Annotated in this window: 13 protein-coding genes and 3 pseudogenes; 2 read left to right on the plus strand and 14 right to left on the minus strand. The window is 59.2% G+C overall.

Going from position 1 to position 19,513, the window contains the following annotated elements:
- Positions 1 to 328: 328 nt before the first annotated feature.
- Complete coding sequence (gene map / locus F0169_RS12465; protein WP_152746695.1) at positions 329 to 1,090, minus strand: type I methionyl aminopeptidase; 762 nt, start codon at positions 1,088 to 1,090, stop codon at positions 329 to 331.
- Positions 1,090 to 1,290: a ParD-like family protein gene (locus tag F0169_RS12470; protein WP_058413351.1), complete on the minus strand. Its 201-nt coding sequence runs from the start codon at positions 1,288 to 1,290 to the stop codon at positions 1,090 to 1,092. Before F0169_RS12470 ends, map begins: the two co-directional genes overlap by 1 nt.
- 445 nt (positions 1,291 to 1,735) lie before the next feature.
- Here F0169_RS12470 and F0169_RS12475 point away from each other — a divergent pair, with 445 nt between their 5' ends.
- Positions 1,736 to 2,005: a DUF1652 domain-containing protein gene (locus F0169_RS12475; RefSeq protein WP_058413350.1), complete on the plus strand. Its 270-nt coding sequence runs from the start codon at positions 1,736 to 1,738 to the stop codon at positions 2,003 to 2,005.
- Here the strand turns inward: F0169_RS12475 and F0169_RS12480 are convergent, their stop codons facing one another.
- The 12 genes and pseudogenes from F0169_RS12480 to F0169_RS12535 all read right to left on the minus strand — a co-directional run bounded on the left by F0169_RS12480 (position 2,006) and on the right by F0169_RS12535 (position 18,748).
- A complete protein-coding gene (locus F0169_RS12480) occupies positions 2,006 to 2,410 on the minus strand; it encodes a hypothetical protein (RefSeq protein ID WP_152746696.1) in 405 nt (134 codons plus the stop codon).
- Between the two features lie 95 nt (positions 2,411 to 2,505).
- Positions 2,506 to 2,775, minus strand: a complete 270-nt coding sequence (locus F0169_RS12485) for a DUF2790 domain-containing protein (protein WP_058413348.1) — start codon at positions 2,773 to 2,775, stop codon at positions 2,506 to 2,508.
- A 155-nt stretch (positions 2,776 to 2,930) separates the two neighbouring features.
- Positions 2,931 to 3,869: a carbohydrate kinase family protein gene (locus F0169_RS12490; protein ID WP_152746697.1), complete on the minus strand. Its 939-nt coding sequence runs from the start codon at positions 3,867 to 3,869 to the stop codon at positions 2,931 to 2,933.
- A 12-nt stretch (positions 3,870 to 3,881) separates the two neighbouring features.
- A pseudogene (gene xylB / locus F0169_RS12495) lies at positions 3,882 to 5,362 on the minus strand (xylulokinase).
- A 139-nt stretch (positions 5,363 to 5,501) separates the two neighbouring features.
- Positions 5,502 to 6,983, minus strand: coding sequence for a mannitol dehydrogenase family protein (locus tag F0169_RS12500; protein WP_152746698.1), 1,482 nt, complete (start codon positions 6,981 to 6,983; stop codon positions 5,502 to 5,504).
- A gap of 10 nt (positions 6,984 to 6,993) precedes the next feature.
- Positions 6,994 to 8,096: pseudogene (locus F0169_RS28055) on the minus strand (ABC transporter ATP-binding protein).
- A gap of 46 nt (positions 8,097 to 8,142) precedes the next feature.
- Positions 8,143 to 8,973, minus strand: a complete 831-nt coding sequence (locus F0169_RS12510) for a carbohydrate ABC transporter permease (RefSeq protein ID WP_058413343.1) — start codon at positions 8,971 to 8,973, stop codon at positions 8,143 to 8,145.
- A gap of 10 nt (positions 8,974 to 8,983) precedes the next feature.
- Positions 8,984 to 9,910, minus strand: coding sequence for a carbohydrate ABC transporter permease (locus F0169_RS12515; RefSeq protein ID WP_152746699.1), 927 nt, complete (start codon positions 9,908 to 9,910; stop codon positions 8,984 to 8,986).
- A 101-nt stretch (positions 9,911 to 10,011) separates the two neighbouring features.
- Positions 10,012 to 11,334 carry an ABC transporter substrate-binding protein gene (locus F0169_RS12520; protein WP_058413341.1) on the minus strand — a complete coding sequence of 441 codons (1,323 nt, stop codon included), beginning with the start codon at positions 11,332 to 11,334 and terminating at the stop codon, positions 10,012 to 10,014.
- Between the two features lie 266 nt (positions 11,335 to 11,600).
- Positions 11,601 to 16,067 carry a dermonecrotic toxin domain-containing protein gene (locus tag F0169_RS12525; protein ID WP_152746700.1) on the minus strand — a complete coding sequence of 1,489 codons (4,467 nt, stop codon included), beginning with the start codon at positions 16,065 to 16,067 and terminating at the stop codon, positions 11,601 to 11,603.
- Between the two features lie 414 nt (positions 16,068 to 16,481).
- On the minus strand, positions 16,482 to 17,387 hold the full coding sequence (locus F0169_RS12530) for an AraC family transcriptional regulator (protein ID WP_058413340.1): 906 nt from the start codon (positions 17,385 to 17,387) through the stop codon (positions 16,482 to 16,484).
- A gap of 72 nt (positions 17,388 to 17,459) precedes the next feature.
- Positions 17,460 to 18,748 (minus strand): annotated as a pseudogene (locus F0169_RS12535) (glycosyltransferase).
- A 159-nt stretch (positions 18,749 to 18,907) separates the two neighbouring features.
- Between F0169_RS12535 and tpx the strand changes: the two are divergent.
- Positions 18,908 to 19,408 (plus strand): thiol peroxidase, encoded by a 501-nt coding sequence (tpx, locus tag F0169_RS12540; protein WP_152746701.1) that lies wholly within the window; start codon positions 18,908 to 18,910, stop codon positions 19,406 to 19,408.
- Positions 19,409 to 19,513 lie beyond the last annotated feature (105 nt).

The following is a 19,513-nucleotide window of genomic DNA, read 5'->3' on the forward strand; positions in this document are numbered from 1 at the left end:
TTTGGGTGATGGCTTATATCGGTTTCCTGCCGGGTTACCCACGGATTCAAGCCTGCGTGCGCCATCGTGGTTTAACGGGGTGCTTCTCAGATCAAGATCACAAGATCAAAGCAAGAGCACGGCGGCCCGAAAGCCGAGCTGATTAGGTTGAATGCAGAACAAAAGCAGTTTTGCATACATCGGCAGAGTGTCTGCTTTTTTTGCTTTTTGTGGGAGGGGGCTTGCTCCCGATAGCAGTTTTACAGTTGATACATGAATTGACTGACCCACCGCCATCGGGAGCAAGCCCCCTCCCACAGTTTGACCGAGTTCGGCATGTGATTTTGATCTAAAGGGCGGCGCCAGCCTGCAGGGTCAGCACTTCAAACCCATCCGCCGTCACCGCCACGGTGTGCTCCCACTGCGCCGACAAGCTGTTGTCCTGGGTCACCACCGTCCAGCCATCCTTCAGGCTGCGCACTTTTGAGCTGCCCTGGTTGAGCATCGGCTCGATGGTGAACACCATGCCTTCGCGCAATACCAGCCCGGTGCCGGGGCGGCCGAAGTGCAGCACCTGCGGCTCTTCGTGCATCTCGCGGCCAATACCGTGGCCGCAATACTCACGCACCACGCTGTAGCCGTTGGCGTGCGCATGGCTCTGGATCGCATGGCCAATATCGCCCAAGCGCGCGCCGGGCTTGACCTGGCGAATGCCCGCCCACATCGCCTCGAAGGTTTTTTCTACCAGCCGCTGTGCGTTGGGCGCCACCTTGCCGATCATGTACATCTTGCTCGAATCGGCGATGAAGCCGCCCTTTTCCAGGGTGATGTCGATATTGATGATGTCGCCGTCCTTGAGCACGTCCTTGGCGCTGGGCATGCCATGGCACACCACTTGGTTGATCGAGGTGTTGATGCAAAAGGGGTAATCGTATTGCCCAAGGCTGGCCGGGCGCGCTTTCAGGTCGTTACGGATGAACGCTTCAACCGCGCTGTCCAGCTCCAGGGTCGAGCGGCCAGCGGCGACAAAGCCGTCGAGCATGTTGAAGACTTGCGCGAGCAGGCGCCCGGATTCACGCATCACGGCCAGTTGTGCGGGGGTCTTGATCATCAAGCGCGCCCCCGGATCAGGTCGGGCTTGTCGAGCAACAACTTGTTGATCAGCTCGTTGTACGGCAGGTGCGGGTTGAGCTCGGCGAGCAGGCCGATCTTGATCCAGAACTCGGCCTGAGCGTTGATGGAACGGTCCATGGCGGCGCTGGCCAAGCGCAGTTGTTCATGCAGTTGATCGGTGATTTTGACGATGCCCATGCGCTTCACTGTGATAGGTGGATATACAAATCGTATACGTTTCGTATGCTCATGGTAAACCCCCTCCCACCCAATGGCTGCCTGTGGCGAAAGGGATTGCTCCCGTTGGGCTGCGCAGCGGCGCCAAAAATGCCACAGCAGCGAGTATCCGGATAGTTTGCTACATGTTGCAGAAACAATCGCCGCATGACATTGCGTTTAATAAAACCCTCAACGTTAAACGTTTAATCACAGCAGTTCGAAGATGATCTAAACATCGCAGAAAAACCTGCGCTAACGTTATATAACGCGGCCTGTTGCTTATGAAGAAAAGTTACAACGAGAGTGGATTTTGCCGAGTACGCTGATCAAGGTAAGCGTCTTCCAGGGTCGGCAAGACGTGGCAGGCAGACGCCTGCCGCACATAATTAATCTGTTGGCAGTCTCATAAAAGGAGAGGTTGGCCATGCTTTCGGAATTAGAACTTCGCAGCATTATTGAAGGAAGTTTCCTGCCCAAACGGTGCGAATGCACCAAGGCCGAAGATGCTTCGCTGACGATCAAGGTGTATGACGACCGTGACCGTGACCGAGTCGATTTGGAAGTCAAAGGTATAAACGCCGACAAACTCGACAGCAGCCGCGCTATTTGCAACCTGATCGCCGGTTTGCGCGAAGACCTCAAGCACAGCGCAGCACCCACTGTGCAAAGAATGGGCGCGCGCGGTTATCACTGATTACGCGCGGTTGTCGGTGTGCACTTGAGTCGTCGACAACCTGTGGGCCTGGACAAACGCCAGGCCCAGTATCAGTTCGGTTGCCACCGCCAGCAGGATTCCAGGGCCGGCGTTGCCATTGAGCCACTCACTGAACCCCAGCACAGCCAGTGCAAAGCAGCCGGTAGTAAACCCGCTGGTCAAGGCACTGCGCGTGTCGGAGCGGGGCGCGTGGCGAGCGCGATAAAACATGATGCCGATGGCCAGGAACAGCGCGGCATTACGGCGCGCCAACAGCTCGGCGGCGCTTGAGTATTCGACACTCCACAGCCACAACAGCAGGCCCGGGCGTAATCCCCAGAGCAGCGCGAGGGCGAAGCAAAGAAAGGCGGTGAAGGTGGCGAGGTTACGAAAACTCAGCGACATGGCGAATCCTTTCGGCCTTATGACAAGCCTGCAAGACTACGCGTTTGCACAGGGGCTTGTCGCCTTCCGTTGATTGCCTTAGTTCGGGGATTGCCTCAGTTCTGGAAATCGCAGGCGTCGGACATCTTCCGATAGCCCACATCTTCAACCTTGCCGGCTTTGTCGACGAACTTGATGTCGGCATTGATGACCTTGCACACAGGGGTGTCGGTCTCGTGCATGGCGATCACCTTGTCGATGTTTAAAGGCATGCCGTATTGATACGGCACCGGCTTCGTCACAGGCGCTTGGGTGTCCGCATGGGCCAGGCCCGATAGCGCCGCCAGGGCGAATGTGCTGCTAAAAAGTAAGGTACGCAGTTTCATGGCAGGTCTCCGCAAGTCTCGCCTGCGCATCAACACGATGCGCTGGCGGCCGCACGTGCCCTTGGGCGGTGAGTGCGGTCAACTTCACTGTCGACTGGCGGGATTAACCGTGGATTAATCTTGACCTGGCTGACAAAACCTTCATAAACGCGCGTTCAGCCCACTTGCTGACGATACGGCAGGTCTGGCCCGGTTTTGCCGCAGGTGAGGGCGGCGGCGCGGATGGCGAAGCCGAGCATGGCGTCGATCTGCGCACGCGTGAGCTGTTGCAGGCCGTCAACGGAATCCAGTTGGTGTTCGGTCAGCCAGGCAATCAGCGCGGCCTGGAAGGTGTCGCCGGCGCCGACCGTGTCGGCCATCACCACCGCGACCGCCGGTTGCGACCAACTGCCGTGCTGGCGACTGAATACCGTCGCGCCGTCGCCGCCACGGGTGAGGAACACCAGTTGGCAACGGTGCTGCAGCCAGCCTTGCAGCACGCTTTCGGGCGACTGATCGGGGTAGAGCAGGTGCAAGTCTTCATCGCTGACTTTGATCAGGTCGGCATGCTTGACCAGCTCGGCCACGCGGTCTCGCCACAGTTGAATATCCGGTTGCGGGTTGAGCCGCACGTTAGGGTCGAGGCTGATCAGGCGCTTGCCGCTTTCGCGCCGAACCAGGCTCAGCAACGTGTCGCCGATGGGCTGTACCACCAGCGAAAACGAGCCAATGTGCAGCCCGCGAATCTCATCGCCCAAGGCCGGCAAGTGCGCGACTTGCAGTTGGCGGTCGGCGCAGCCTTCGCCGCGAAAGCTATAGCGCGGTGAGCCATCGGCGCCCACGGCGACCATTGCCAGCGTGGTCGGCGCCGCGAATTCCACCAGAAATTGCGGGCTGACGCCTTCGTCCTTCAGCACTTGCTGCAAGCGTTGGCCGAGGAAGTCGTTGGACACCCCGCCGAACAGCCCGGCCTCAATGCCCAGGCGGCGCAAACCCACCGCTACGTTAAACGGTGAACCGCCGGCAATCGCCTTGTAATTGACCTTGGACGCCTGCCCGCTGGCGTCCTCCTCGCTGAAAAAATCGAACAGCGCTTCGCCACACACCAAATACATAGTCGTTCGCTCTTAAAGGGTTGCCACGAGTTGTTGATAGCGTGCGTAGGCCTGTTGATAGGCGCTTACGCTGGCGGCCACCGGCAGTGTACGGCTGGCCGGGTCGACGCTCACGCATTTGTCGCAGAGGCTGGCCAGCGACTCGCCGGACTGGCTCCACGCCGCCTGAATTGCCGCGCCCAGGGCGGCGGCTTCGCTTTGTTCGGTGCAGACCACTTCGGTGTTCATGATGTCGGCAACCATCTGCCGCCACACCGGGCTTTTCGAGCCGCCGCCGATCAGCCGGATACGCAGGCTTTGCAGGCCGGTCTGACGCAGCAGGTCGAGGCCATAACGCAGGCCGAAGGTGGTGCCCTCGACGCCGCGCGGCACAGGTTGGCGCGGGTCAGGTTGGTCATGGTCAAGCCGTGCAGGCTGCCGGTGGCGTGGGGCAGGGCGGGCACACGTTCGCCGTTGAAGAACGGCAACAGGCTCACGCCGTCGGCACCTATCGGCGCTTGCGCGACGAGGGCGTTGAACGCCGCCAGGTCGAGATCGAACAGCTCGCGAATCAGCGAGGTGGCGTTGGTCAGGTTCATCGTGCAGATCAACGGCAGCCAACCGCCGCTGGACGAACAGAAGGTCGCGACCGACGCTTGCGGGCTGACATTCGGCTGCTCGGCAAAGGCATACACGGTGCCGGATGAGCCGAGGCTCATGGTGATCACGCCGGGGGCGATATTGCCGGTGCCGATGGCGCCCATCATATTGTCGCCGCCACCGCTTGCGACAACGACGTTGGGGTTGATGCCCAAGCGCTCGGCGATGGCCGGCAGCAGCGTGCCGACGCTTTGGTGGGCGTCGATCAGCGGCGGCAACGCCGCTTCCAGGCGGCCGCTGGGGTCGATGTGATTGAGCAGCGCGACGTCCCATTCGCGGCTGCGCACGTTGAAATAACCGGTGCCTGAGGCATCGCCGTATTCGGCGACGGCGCGCCCGGTCAGCCAGTAATTCAGGTAGTCGTGGGGCAGCAGGATATGCGCGATGCGCGCGAAGATCTGCGGGTGCTGCTCGCGTGTCCAGAGCAGCTTGGACACGGTATAACCCGGTGCAATCGCCACGCCGAGGCGCGCAAGCGAACCGCTCTCGCCGCCAAGGTAATCCAGCAGGCGCTGGTTTTCGTCGGCGGTTTCGGTGTCGCACCACAGCTTGGCCGGGCGCAGTACCTGGCCTTGGTCGTCCAACAGCACCAGGCCGTGTTGCTGGCCGGAGACGCCGATACCGAGGATGTCCTGGCCATCGACGCCAGCGTCTTGCAAGGCGCGATGAGTGGCTTCGGTGAAGGCGTCCAGCCATTCCTGGGTGTGTTGTTCGCGCCGGCCATTGGCGCCGCTGATCAGCGTATGGCTGGCAGCGCCGAGGCCCAGCACCTTGCCGCTGGTGGCATCGAGGACGACGGCCTTGGTGCCTTGCGTGCCGCAGTCGATGCCGAGAAACAGGTTTTGCCGGGTCATGATGATTTGCTCAGCAGTATTATTATTGGGCGGTTAGCCCGGTCGACTGTGGGAGGGGGCTTGCTCCCGATTTCGGTGCATCAGTTATCAATCAGGTGGCTGACACAGCGCTATCGGGAGCAAGCCCCCTCCCACATTGTTACGCCGCTTGCTTCAACAGGGTGTTCAGGGTGTGGGTCACGCCGTGGTCACGCAAGCTGACAAAACACCGCTCGAACGCTGCCACAAACTCAGGCGAGTTGGGAATAGCTTTACCAAAAATCTCCTCCACGCCCAACAGGCGTTTACTGATCAGCGCATCATCACTCACCAAGCCCTGGCAGAACCCGGCGCGCGGGTCCGGGATGCTGTAGGCCACGCCGTTCTCGTCGACACCCTTGAGGTACAACGCCCACGCCGCCACCACCAACGCTGCACGCTCGGTCTCGCGCCCATCGGCGATCAAGCGGTTGATGGTCGGTACGGTGAACTTGGGAAACTTCGACGAGCCGTCCGAGCACACGCGCTCCAACTGGTCGGCAATCGCCTGGTTGGAAAAACGCTCCACCAGGGTTTGCTTATAGTCCGTGAGGTCGATGCCTGGCACCGGTGCCAGGTGCGGGGTCACGTCCAGGTCCATGTAGGCGCGCATATACGCCACAAACACCGGGTCGTTCATGGTCTCGTGCACAAACCGGTAGCCCTTGAGAAACCCCAGGTAGGTGAGGGCTAGGTGGCTGCCATTGAGCAAGCCGATTTTCATCTCTTCGTAGGGCGTGACGTCATCGGTGAACTGCACGCCGACCTTTTCCCAGGCCGGGCGACCGTTGACGAATTTGTCTTCCAGCACCCACTGCACAAAGGGTTCGCAGACCACCGGCCAGGCGTCGTCGATGCCGTGTTCGTCGTGCAGTTGCAGGCGGTGGGCGTTGCTGGTCATCGGCGTGATGCGGTCGACCATGGCGTTCGGGAAGCTCACGTTGGCCTTGATCCAGTCATGCAACTCGGCGTTGTGCAGGGCGGCGAAGGCCAGCAGCGCCTTGCGCGTGACGGCGCCGTTGTGCGGCAGGTTATCGCAGGACATCACGGTAAACGCCGGGGTGCCGGCCGCACGGCGTTGGGTCAGTGCGGCGCAGATAAAACCGAACACGGTTCTCGGCGCCTGCGGGTTCGCCAAGTCATGCTGGATTTGCGGCAGGTGGGCCATGAACTCGCCGTTGCTGTCGTCGATGCAGTAACCGCCCTCGGTGATGGTCAGCGAGACAATCCGAATCTGCGGATCGGCGAGTTTGTCGATCAGCGCCTGCGCGCTGTCCTCGGCCAGCAGCATGTCGCTGAGGGCGCCGATCACGCGCACTTCGGTGTCGTCGGTGTCACCCAGCTCGTACAGGGTGAACAGGTAATCCTGGCTGGCGAGGTCATCGCGGGCCTTGCGGTCTTCGCTGCGCAGGCCGACGCCGCAAATGCTCCAATCGAGGCCAACGCCCAAGTTCATCAGCGCATCGGTGTAATACGCCTGGTGCGCGCGGTGAAAACCGCCGACGCCGATATGCGCGATGCCTTGGGAGGTGCTGGCGATTGAATAGGTGGGCAGTTGGACTTCGGGCGCCAGTTGGGTGAGGGTCTGTGTGTTCAATTTCATCGGTAAATACTCAGGCGGCAGCGCGCAATGGGCGGGCCACGGCGACGCCTTCAGCGTCGAACAGGTGGCATTGGGTCGGGTCCAGGTACAACTGCAGTGTTTCGCCATATTGGCTGGCCATGTCGCCACGAATGCGCAGCGTCAACGGCTCTTTGCTCGCGGTGATGACGTGGCAGAACGTGTCACTGCCCAAGCGCTCGCCGACATCGGCGGTGACGGTCAGCGTGGCTTGGCCGGGCGTGGCGATTTCCAGGTGTTCCGGGCGAATGCCGAGGGTGACCGGGCTGCCGACACTCAAGGTAGCGCTGCTCAGCGGCAGGCTGATGCGGCCGCCGGCGTCCAGTTCGAGTTCGCAGCCTTGGGCATCGACTCGTGTGACCTTGCCTTTGAGAAAGCCCATTTTCGGCGTGCCCAAAAAGCCCGCCACAAACAGGTTGGCCGGCTGGTGGTACAGCTCCAGCGGTGAGCCGACTTGTTCCACGCGGCCGCTGTTGAGTACCACTACTTTGTCGGCCAGGGTCATGGCTTCAACCTGGTCGTGGGTCACGTAGATCATCGTGGCTTGCAGTTCTTTGTGCAGGCGCGACAGCTCCAGGCGCATCTGCACGCGCAGCGCGGCGTCGAGGTTGGACAGCGGCTCATCGAACAGGAAGATCTTCGGGTTACGCACAATCGCCCGGCCAATGGCCACGCGCTGGCGCTGGCCGCCCGAGAGCTGCTTGGGTTTGCGCTCCAGCAACGGGCCAAGCTCAAGGATGCGCGCGGCTTCGTTGACTTTGCTCTCGACAACTTTTTTGTCGACGCCGGCCAAATCCAGGGCAAACGACATGTTCTTGCGCACGCTCATGTGCGGGTACAGGGCGTAGGTCTGGAACACCATGCCAAATCGCGTTTGGCCGGGGTGACTTCGGTGATGTCGCGGCCATCGAGTTCGATGGTGCCTTCGCTGACTTCTTCCAGGCCGGCGATCAGGCGCAACAGGGTCGATTTACCGCAGCCCGACGGGCCGACGAAGACCACGAATTCTTTGTCGTTCACTTCCAGGTCGATGCCCTTGATGATCGAAAAGCCTTCGAAGCCTTTTTGCAGGTTCTTGATTTTCAGGTTGGCCATGGGATGGGCCTCCACGTCTAAATGCGTTTTTGTTAGAGAGAAGCCGTTACTTCACCGCGCCGAACGACAAACCGCGCACCAGTTGTTTCTGGCTGATCCAGCCAAAAATCAGGATCGGCGCACAGGCCAGGGTCGACACGGCAGACAATTTGGCCCAAAACAAGCCTTCGGGGCTGGAGTAGGAGGCGATCAGCGCAGTCAGCGGCGCCGCATTCGAGGAGGTCAGGTTGAGCGACCAAAACGCCTCGTTCCAACACAGGATCAGCGACAGCAACACCGTGGACGCCAGGCCACCCTTGGCGATGGGCAGCAGCACGCGGACCATTTCCTGCCACAGCGTGGCGCCATCCAGGCGGGCGGCTTCGAGGATGTCTTTAGGGATGTCCTTGAAGTAGGTGTAAACCATCCACACCACAATCGGCAGGTTGATCAGCGTGTAGATGATGATCAGCGCGATGCGCGTATCGAGCAGCCCCATGCTTTTGGCGAGCAAGTAGATCGGCATCAGCACGCCCACCGGCGGCAGCATTTTGGTGGAGAGCATCCACAGCAGCGTGCCCTTGGTGCGTTTGGTTTCGTAGAACGCCATGGAGTAGGCGGCCGGCACCGAAATCAGCAGGCACAGGGCGGTGGCGCTGAACGAAATCAGCACCGAGTTCCAGGCGTAGCTGAAGTAATTGCTGCGTTCGTTGATGTGCAGGTAGTTCTCCAGCGTCGGCGTGAAGATAAACTGCGGCGGCGTGGCGAACGCATCGATTTCAGTTTTGAAGCTGGTCAGCACCATCCAGAAGATCGGGAAAAAAATCAGGATCGCGATGGCCCAGGCCAGCGTGCCCAGCAACAGGCTTTGCAGGCGGCGAGATTGTTGAAGCGTCATGGCGCGGCCCTCAAGGCTTGTCAGTCAGGTTTTTGCCGATCATCCGCACCAGGATGATCGCCGCGATGTTGGCGATAACCACGGCAATCAAGCCGCCGGCCGAGGCCATGCCCACGTCGAACTGCACCAGCGCCTGGTTGTAGATCAGGTACGCGAGGTTGGTCGAGGCGTAGCCCGGGCCACCATTGGTGGTGGTGAAGATTTCGGCGAACACCGAGAGCAAAAAGATCGTTTCGATCATCACCACCACGGCAATCGGGCGCGCCAGGTGGGGCAGGGTCAGGTGCCAGAAAATTGCGATGGCGCCAGCACCGTCCAGGCGCGCGGCTTCCTTCTGTTCCTGGTCGAGGGACTGCATGGCGGTCATCAGCAACAGGATCGCGAAGGGCAGCCACTGCCACGACACAATGATGATGATCGACAGCAACGGGTAGTGCGCCAGCCAGTCCACCGGCTGCGCGCCGAACAACTTCCACACGGCCGCGAGCACGCCCGACACCGGGTGAAAAATCAGGTTCTTCCAGATCAGCGCACCGACGGTGGGCATGATGAAGAACGGCGAAATCAACAGCACGCGTACTATGCCGCGGCCAAAAAACTCACTGGCTTCGAGCAGGGCGCTGATCAACACGCCGAACACCACGCTGATCAACAGCACACTGCCGACCAGCAACAGGGTGTTGGTGGCGCCCGGCAAAAAGCCCGAGTCGGTGATGAAGTAAGTGAAGTTTTCCAGCCCCACAAATTCGTTTTCGCCGGGGTAGAGCAGGTTGTAGCGGATCAGCGAAAAGTACAGCGTCATGCCCAGCGGCACGATCATCCACAGCAACAGCATGGCGACCGAAGGGGTGACGAGAAACCAGCCGGGGTTGGCCAGGCGGTTTTTGCGCGGCGTGTCCGGGGCAGTTGTTTGCACTTGGGCAGCGGAAGTATTCATGGTGATCAGGACCAGTCAGGTACATACAGAACGAGAATCGAAGCGCGGTCAGTGTGGGAGGGGGCAAGCCCCCTCCCACATTTGACTGTGGCAGGCGCGGATTACTTGGGATAACCCGCCCGCTTCATTTCACGCTCGGTGGTGGTCTGCGCGGCGCTCAAGGCTTGATCCACCGTTTGCTGACCGGTCAGCGCGCCCGAGAAGAACTTGCCGACCTGGGTACCAATCGCCTGGAACTCGGGAATGGTCACCAACTGGATACCGATGTACGGCACTGGCTTGAGGGTAGGTTTGGTCGGGTCCGCTACTTTCAGCGATTCCAGGGTCACTTTGGCGAATGGCGCCGCCTTCATGTACTCATCGCTGTAGGTCGACTTGCGTGTACCCGGCGGCACATTCGCGATGCCATCGGTCTTGGCCACAAGCTGGCTGTATTCTTTGGACGTGGCCCAACTGCTGAACACCTTGGCGGCGTCCTTGGCTTTAGAACTGGTCGGTATCGCCAGGCTCCACGAGTACAGCCACGACGTACCCTTGTCGGTCGTTTCGTGCGGGGCAAAGGTGAAGCCGACATGCTCGGACACTTTGCTTTGGGTTTTGTCGGTGACGAACGAGCCGGCCACGCTGGCATCCACCCAGATCGCGCACTTGCCGCTGTTGAACAGCGCCAGGTTTTCGTTGAAACCATTACTGGAGGCACCCGGCGGGCCGGATTTTTTCATGTTGTCGACGTAAAAATTCAACGCGTTTTTCCACTCGGGACCGTTGAATTCCGGTTGCCACTTCTCGTCGAACCAGCGCGCACCGTAGCCGTTGGCCAGGGTAGTGATCAGCGCCATGTTCTCACCCCAACCGGCTTTGCCGCGCAGGCACAGGCCGTACTGCTCTTTGCTTTTGTCGGTGAGTTTTGCCGCGTACTCACTGATCTGCGTCCAGGTCGGGTGTTCGGGCATGGTCAGCCCGGCGTCCTTGAACAGGTCGGTGCGGTAATAGGTGATCGAGCTTTCGGCGTAGAACGGCAGGGCGTACAGCGAGCCTTTAACCGACAGGCCGTCACGCACCGAAGGGAACACGTCGTCGAGGTCGTAGGACGCCGGCAGGTCCTTCATCGGCTCCAGCCAGCCCTTGGCGCCCCACAGTGCAGCTTCGTACATGCCGATGGTCAACACGTCGAACTGCCCGCCCTGGGTGGCGATGTCAGTGGTCAGGCGTTGGCGCAGCACGTTTTCTTCGAGCACCACCCAGTTCAGCTTGATCTCGGGATGCTCGGCCTCGAAGGTTTTCGAGAGCTTTTGCATGCGGATCATGTCGCTGTTGTTGACGGTGGCAATGGTCAGGGTTTGCGCGCCAAAGCTGACGGCGCTGAGGGTCATGCATGCAGTCATGCACGTAGAGGCAAGCAGAGCTTTTGCTGTGAACTTCATTGCGCACTCCATTTCTGCGCCCAGGGGCTGCAGAAGGACAGTTATTGTTGTTGTGTCTCCCAAGGCAACTGGAAGAGTGTGCGTTGATTACAGCCTTGAAATGAGCATATGACAAATCCTTGGGCGCACTTTCACTGATACTTTTTTGCACTCGGGCGGCAGCGCATTGCAGGCGTGCCTTCTCGACAAACCTGAAAGTACAGGGCCCGCGTTTAACACCGCAGGAGCCGTTCCAACCGGCTTCTGCGGGTGACAGAGAGCCTGGATTAATCGGCGAAGTCGAATACATCCCGGATCTGCGCGGTGTTGAACACGCCTTTGCCCGTGCCTTCAATTAACGTGAATGTGCCATCCGGGTTAATATCAACCCCCAGTGAACTGGCGATCGTAGTCTCTACACCAGGTTTTCTGAGGAGGGCCAGCAGCGGTTTTTTCCCCTGGTACTCTTGCCCCAGTACAACGCCCATGCCTACCGCAGATTGTGAGTCGATACCGCCGACGAATATCACCTTGCCGCCATCGGCAAGCGACTCATTCAGTGTTTGCAGTAGCTGATAAGTGTCATTGTCAAATAAACCGAACTCCAGATTGCTGCCGGTCAGGTGCATTAATGTGCGTTTCTGATAAACCCCGTCCTTCAGGTCAGTCAGCACCGCCAGTGCGGAGCAATCTGTGAGGCTGCGAGTTGACAGCACCGAGTGCGCGTCTTCAGCGGTATGCGAGTAACCCATCAGTACTTCAACTGGCTTGATAGGCGCAGGCTTGATCTTCGGTGTTCCAAAGGTCCGCGGTTGATAATCGACCCTGGTTTTATAGATCACCGGCTTGTCATCACTGCCGATATTGAGCTCGACTTCCGTGCCGTTATCTTTGAAGACATTGAACTCGATATCCCGATCAGCAAGCTTGCGGTTCAGTTCTGCTTCAGCCATGCGGTGGATCTCAGGGTCACTGAGGTTTGCATAGTTTTTGCGGTAACGTGCCGAGGCGTCTTCGTAGACCTTGAATGGATCTTCATCGCCAACGCCCATGTAGTCTGTAATGATTTCCTGCTCAAAACCCTTTACGCGCGCACCTGTGAGTGTACTGAGTTTCGCCGCGAGAGACTGTTCACCGCCGTTGCCGGAGTAGCAGGCTAATAACCGCACATCGCTATAGTCTCGGATGTCTATGCCGCGCGCCAACAATTCCTGGTCAATGTCTTCTGCCTCGTAATGCTTGCCATCTTCTCCAAAGATGTGTGCAGCTTGCTCACCTATGGGTTTCTCACCGTGGCCCATGATATTGAGGCGTTGCTTGCCGTTGTAGGTGTCCACAAAGACTTGAACGTCGCCGGCAAGCGGTTTGATATCCGCAGGACCTCCCAGGACAATGCGGTTATTGGACGCTGGAGTGGGCGTTGCCACCTCATCCACCAATAGGCTGCCGCCGGTTGCTGGCCTTGGTGAGAGGGTTGTGGATGGTTCAGGCAGTGATCGCGCCTTGAAATGGATCAACAACGTCGCAACGTTGACCAACAGATCTGCCAGCGCCGCCTCTTTGCTTGTCGAACGCTCATCGCCCAGAACCTCCAAGTCGTTGATGATGCCCTCTGCCTGCAGCAGCAAGCCGAGCACGGCGCCAGGGCCGCGCAGCACTGGCAACAGCGCATTGAGTAGCAGGAAACCTCCTGTCTTGAGGGACGCCCACCGGCTTTGCGCGTCGGATGTCGATTGTTGTCCGGCCAGGGAGATCAAGCTGTGGGCATTCGCCTCGTACAGGTATTCCATCAGTTTGCCCTCTTGCAGCGTTTGCTGCAGGCGGCTGTCCACGGCCAAGGGGACGGTCTCGTTGAGGGAAACGGACCCCAGGTTGAGCCCGAACAGCACAACGTTAGAGTGTTTAAAACCGTTACCGCTGTAGAGTTGTCGCGTATTTTCGTCAGGTAACCAGGCCAGGGTGTCTTTTTGTAGCTTGCCTGGCGTCTGGATGGCTTCCAGCAGAGCCTCGCGAGTAGCAAATTGCAGAAGCGGCGCATCGGCAATCAGCGGACGATACAAAATATGCGGGCCGGTTGTGCTGTCTTTGGGTTCGATCAGGTAAGCGCCTTCAACCACATCGGTTTTGCCAGTGGGCTTATTATCGAAAGCCAATGGCCGGATGACGATTTCCTTGCTGTCTACGGTCTTGGGGCCTGGCCCCGGCGTGAGTATCTCCTGGATGTACCGGAACCCCGTGTTGTTGAAACCGGCTTTTCCCGTGATGCTAAGCTCCAGCGCTTTGAGCTGCAGCTCGATGGGCACTTGCTGGACAAACAGCGATCGGCGTTCGGCCATTTTGGCCGGGTCGTCGAGTAGTTTTTCCTTGAGTAACGCGGGGTAGTTTTTGCCGATGTCGAGGTCGGTAACCAGTTGCTTGAGCACGCCCTCTTTCTCAAGTGCGGGCACCCGGATTCTGACTTCTGCAGCGTTTTCATCTTTGAACCCTGGCTTGAAAAAAACCTCGATCTGACCATTAGGCAGCCCCGACAGGTTATTGAGCAGCATGTCAGTCAGGCTCATGGTTTGGCGCTCGATAAAGCCAGAGCCCAGTGTCCCGTAAGCCACTTTAAAGACCACCTCCAGTTTCTCGGCTGCGTGCTGCGTCAGTTTCTTGTTTTCGGGCAGCAGGTCGAACTGCTGCTGCGCAAACGTATGGATGTCTTTGATGTCGCTGTTGTACGCACGGCCTTTGTTACGTTGTATGAAGCTTGCCAGCCCCTGGCTGAGCTCATGCATCACAAAACGTTCGGCTTCGCCGGCATTACTCATCCAGTCGGGCAGCCTGGTTTTTACGGGCGTCGGGTTCTGTGCACCCATCGGTAGTGGCGGGTTGAACAGGCTGTTGCCTTGATGCTGCTTGATGAGGGTTTGGGCTTGGGTGTCGAACATATTACCGGTGAGTTCCCGCCGGACAAGGCCTGCCTTTTCGACGTCATCCCAGGCCTCATAAGCGCTGATTTTTCCACTGGGCTCCACTAGCAAGAGGATGCCGCGGTTTGATTGTGCCAGGTATCGATGAATCACCATGTTCGGCGTAGAACCGCCCAAGGAATAGACGGTGGCACCCGATGAATTGGGGTCAAGTGGCGCGGGCCGCGTCGATCCTTCGGGATGCCTCACGACCATGTCCACGGTTTTACGTTGCTCGTCATCCAAACCGGGCTGTTTCAGGCTCGCCAGTTGCAGGTTGCTGCGCAGCATATGACTGATCAACGTACGACGGCTGCCGCTGAAGACGCTGTCGGCATTGGTCGGACTGCTGAACGCCGGTTTGCTCCAATAGTCGCGCGAATCAGCCTCGTAGGCTGTGTTCAGACGGGACGGCAACGCACCGATGAGACCGCTTATGGCTGACAAATCGAGAGCGAGTGGGGTGTCGGCAGCGGTGCCCGTGCGGGCCAATAAATCAGGGCGAGTGTCAAACGCCCTGGCGGTGCTGGTGAAGTTCGGGGCCTCAGCGCCGGCCAGGTAGCCCAAGGCAAGCGTCATCAATTGTGTTCGCTTAACGCTCCCAGGGTTGTCCGGGTCGGGTGTTTCAATGGCGATTTGGTTAACGTCGACGTCCAGTGACGGGGCGGCCTGCTTTATCCGCTCGCTGAGCAATCGCGCGACCACCGAGTACACGTTGGGCTCGCCGGCAAACTGGCGGCGTGCAATAGCGGCCATCGGGTCGAGGACAGGGCTGGGCTTTTCAGTCGGCGGCGCAGCCTCCGCCGGTTTAGTTGTGCTTGGGTTTGCGAGCGTCTGGATGGCGGCGCGTTGCCGTTGCTGGACCGCGCGGGAACGTTCGTTGGTTGGCGGGGTGTCTTTGCTCAATGCGCGAAAGCCGTTGCGAGTGAGCGTTGAGGCGTGTGTGAGCACGCCGACCAAGGTGTCGTTATTGCCCGGCTCGGCGTAAAACCGGGTTATCCAGGCGAGGCTGATCTGCGCGTCTTTGCCTGGCGGTAGCTGTGTGTTGCGCAGGGTTTGCCCCAGGGTTGAGTGTTCAGGTATCTCAGACAGTGCAAAGCCGGTGCGCGGGCCTTTGCCGTAACGCGCCATTTCGGGCCTGAGGCTTAACAAGGCACTGCTGCACATTCTGGCCAGTTCCCGATCAGCGTCCTCAACCAACGGCGCAGGCTTGTGTTGCGCAGGGGAGAGAAGCTCGGGATTCAATGCGATTTCCCCGGCAAAACTTTCTATCGCTTCGCGTTGTTGTTCTCGGATGTGCGAATAAGCCGGACGGTTAAACTCGGGTGCCTTGGAGTCAGGCTCACGCAGCGCGTTGAAGGTGTGGTGGTCTTGCTGTTCGCTGATCAAGCGCAGGATCTGCGCTTGTATGCCGCCTGGGCGTACGCCGTAGAAGTTGCCTATTACCTCGGCAGAGGCACGGTTTGCGCCGGTATATTCGATCGGGCCAAGCTGCGAGGAGAACGCTTGCGCGGCGGCGCTAACCGCTGCAGTGGCCTGTTCATAACCCGTATCGTATGTGCTGAACGTGGCAAACTTGCCGCGTGCAACACAATCCATAACCCATCCTGACTGAGTGTTCAGTTTGAGGGTTGACGTATCAATGTTGTGTTTACTGGCGAAACTTGCAAAAGGTTCGCTTTGAATCGCATGGGTGAGCTGAGCCCATGCTCTACCGAACGTTGAGACGGCAGGAAGATCGGAAATAAAAGGGCTCCGCAGCGGGGACTTCCTTCCAGCGGGATCGGCAATGACTTGATCCATCAAGACAGCGCTATGCAGGGAGGAGAGGGCTGCATCGCCTGCTCTGATGAGTGCTGTTGCGGCTTTTGTGGTCCCCAGACCCACCACCGGGCTGCTACGTTTAGTCCTTGCATGATCAGTAGAGGCTATTTCGGATTGAGCTTGAAGGTGGGTAGCTGAAGAGGGGAGCGGGCTGTAGCGTAATGGCTCGATTCTCATGAGGACGTTTTCCCGGGCGGTGCGACAGCTGACGTGTACGCAGTCGTTATCGAATGCGTAGATCGCGGATAAGCTTCGTGGAAACTTATCTTTTAACCGTAGGGTTATTGGTCATGAGAGGGCGGGCGTTCACTTCGAGCTGTTACAGCGTGTGAGCCGCGCCAGAGTATGTTTGCGGCAGGGCGCCGTGCATGAATGGGCCGTTGGGGCGTGCAACTAGGCCAAATTCTGCTCGGTCAAACGCTGCACGGCCAGACGGCGGTAATGGGAAGGCGTCATGCCCTTGAGCTGCTGAAAGCGCCGGTTGAAATTGGAGATGTTGTTGAAGCCTGACTCAAAGCACACATCCGTGACCGCTTTGTCGCCGTCCGCGAGCAATTCGCAGGACTTGCTGATGCGCAACCGGTTAACAAACTCGATAAACGTGCGCCCGGTGGCTTGTTTAAACACCCGTGAGAAATAGGTGGGCTTCATCCCCAGGTAGTCCGCGACTTCCTCCAGCGGCAATTCGCGCGCGTAATGCGCAAAAATATAGTCCACCGCGCGGTTAGTGCGGTCGATGCTGTGTTCGTCGGCCAATTGCGGCGTGGTCACGCCCGACAGCAACTGGTAGTCCTCACACGCGCTCAACACTTCCAGCAAGATAAAAAAGTGGCCCAAGCGCGCCATGCCTTTGGCGTCCTCGATACGTTGCATCAACCTGATGGCCTGCGCGATGGTCTTTTTGCAGCGGAATTCGATGCCGTAGTGCGCGCGCTCCAACAGCGGCGCCAAGGTTTTTAGTTCGGTAAAAATCTGGCTGCCGCCCTCAAACACCTCATCGGTGAAATTCACCAGCATGTCGCGTTTGGGCACCACTTCGTCTTCGCCCACCTGGCTGATCCAGTTGTGGGGCAGGTTGGGGCCGGTCAGGAACAGGCTTTCCGGGTAGAAGTTGCCGATATAGTCGCCAATAAACACTTTGCCCGAGCTGGCGACGATCAGGTGCAGCTCGTATTCCTTGTGAAAATGCCAGCGCACCAGCGGGCACGGGAAACCGTGTTGACGATAGATGATCGACAGGCCGTTGTGATCGTCCATCAGCTCGTAGGAAGGGTCGGTGATTCGCGCTGCTCGGGTCATGCTGCCGTCGCTTTATTGTGGTTTCTGCACAGGATAATGCCCCCTTGCGCGCGACCTCGCCAGCGTCGGGGGTTAGACGGTGCGGTTTTTCGCCTCGATCCACTGCGACATGTACTGCGTACTCTTGTGCGCGTGATGGCGCAGCATGCTGCCGGTGAAATTGTGCAGGCGATGGCGGGCGAGGTCCTTGCGGCAGCGCTCCAGGCATTCTACCAGCGCCGGGCCATGCACCGCGTAGGCGTAGCGCCGCGCCAGCAACTGGCGCCCGTGTTGCTGCGCCTCGGTCCAGCGCTCGCGGTCTTGATACAGCGCCACGGCGGCGGCGGCGAGGGCCGGCGCAGTGTGTTCGATTGCGCCTGGCCACGGCTGCTCATCACCCATGGCTTCGGCGCCGATCGGCGTGGTGATATTCGGTGTGCCGCAGAGCATTGCATCCACCAGCTTGCCCTTGATGCCGGCGCCAAAGCGCAGCGGGGCCAGGCAAATACGCGCGGCGCTCATCACCTGCAGCGCGTCTTCGGCCCAGTTCATCACGTGAAAACCTTGCGCCGGGTTATGCAGCGCGGTGGCTTTGGGCGGCGTGTAGGCGCCGTAGATATGCAGCTGCGCGCCCGGCAACTGTTGACGGATCAGCGGCCACAGGCGGTTTTTCATCCATAACACCGCATCCCAGTTGGGCGCGTGGCGGAAGTTGCCGATGCTGAGAAAATGCGCACGTTCTTCAAAGCGCGCAAAGGCTGCGCAGGCGGCTCAAGCATCAGCGGGCACCAGTGGAGCAGGGCGGCAGGTACGTTGAAGTGCTCGGTGAGCAGGCGAATTTCCACGTCCGAGATCATCAGGCTGATGTCACAGCGGTAAATCGCCGCGATTTCGCGCTTGGCCAGGTCAGTGTCGGCCATCAACTGGAACGTCTGCTGCAGTGCCGGGCTGAACAGCGCGTTGAAATCATCGGCGTCCGGGGCGGCCTTGAGGTGGTCCTTGAGGCGCTGGTGGCGTGCGTCGCGCAGGCTTTGCAGGTCGGAGGTTTCCAGCACCCGCAGGGCGCCAGGGCAACACTGTTCGACCCGCCAGCCGAACTGTTCCTCCATCATGAAGCGGTCGAACAGCACAATGTCCGGGGCCAGTTCGCGAATAAAATCGTCGAAGCTGCTGTTGTTGAGTTCAATCGCGCATTCAGTGATACCGAGTGCCGGCAAGTCGGCCTTGTGCTCGCCAATCGTCGCCGGGCTGCTGAAGGTGATCGCCCAGCCGCGGTCCAGAAAACTCTGCAGAATCTGCATCATGTGCCCGCCTGCGGCCGACGAGCGTGGTTCCGGCCAGACATAACCAATGACCAGAACTTGGGTGGCGGGCTGATTCATCAACGACGTATTCCTTGAGCGGGCAGGCGAAAAGCGCATTATTAAAGCACACCGGCGCACGATGAGAATTTGTGTCTGGCGGTAGGTAGCGACCTCAGTTTGTGGTTAACTTCGGCCTCTCGAATTGGTTTAATCACACCCAGCATAAGGATTCCGTTCATGGCTCAAGTCACCCTTCGTGGTAACCCAGTCCAGGTTGAAGGCGAACTGCCGCAAACCGGCACCCAGGCGCCCGAGTTCACCCTGACCGCCGGCGACTTGTCGGAAGTCACCCTGGCCACGTTTGCCGGCAAGCGCAAAGTGCTCAACATCTTCCCAAGCGTCGACACCCCGACCTGCGCCACCTCGGTACGCACATTCAACGCCCAGGCGAATGAACTGAAGAACGCCGTGGTGTTGTGCATTTCTACCGACCTGCCGTTCGCCCAAGCACGCTTCTGCGGCGCCGAAGGCCTGGAAAACGTGAAAAACCTGTCGGATTTCCGCAGCGCAGCGTTCGCCGTTGACTACGGCGTGGCCATCGCTGAAGGCCCGCTGAAAGGCCTGACCGCTCGCGCCGTGGTGGTGCTGGATGAGAACGACAAGGTGTTGCACAGCGAACTGGTCAGCGAAATCGGCCAAGAGCCAAACTACGAAACCGCCCTGGCTGTTTTGAAGTAACTGTTGCCGCACATTACTGTCGCGTTGCAGTAACACGCTTGATACATGATTGCGGCCTGGCCTAGTCCAGGCCGTTTTCATTTATAGTCAGCAGCTTAGCTAAAT

Source organism: Pseudomonas kitaguniensis (genome assembly GCF_009296165.1).
Classification (GTDB): Bacteria; Pseudomonadota; Gammaproteobacteria; order Pseudomonadales; family Pseudomonadaceae; genus Aquipseudomonas; species Aquipseudomonas kitaguniensis.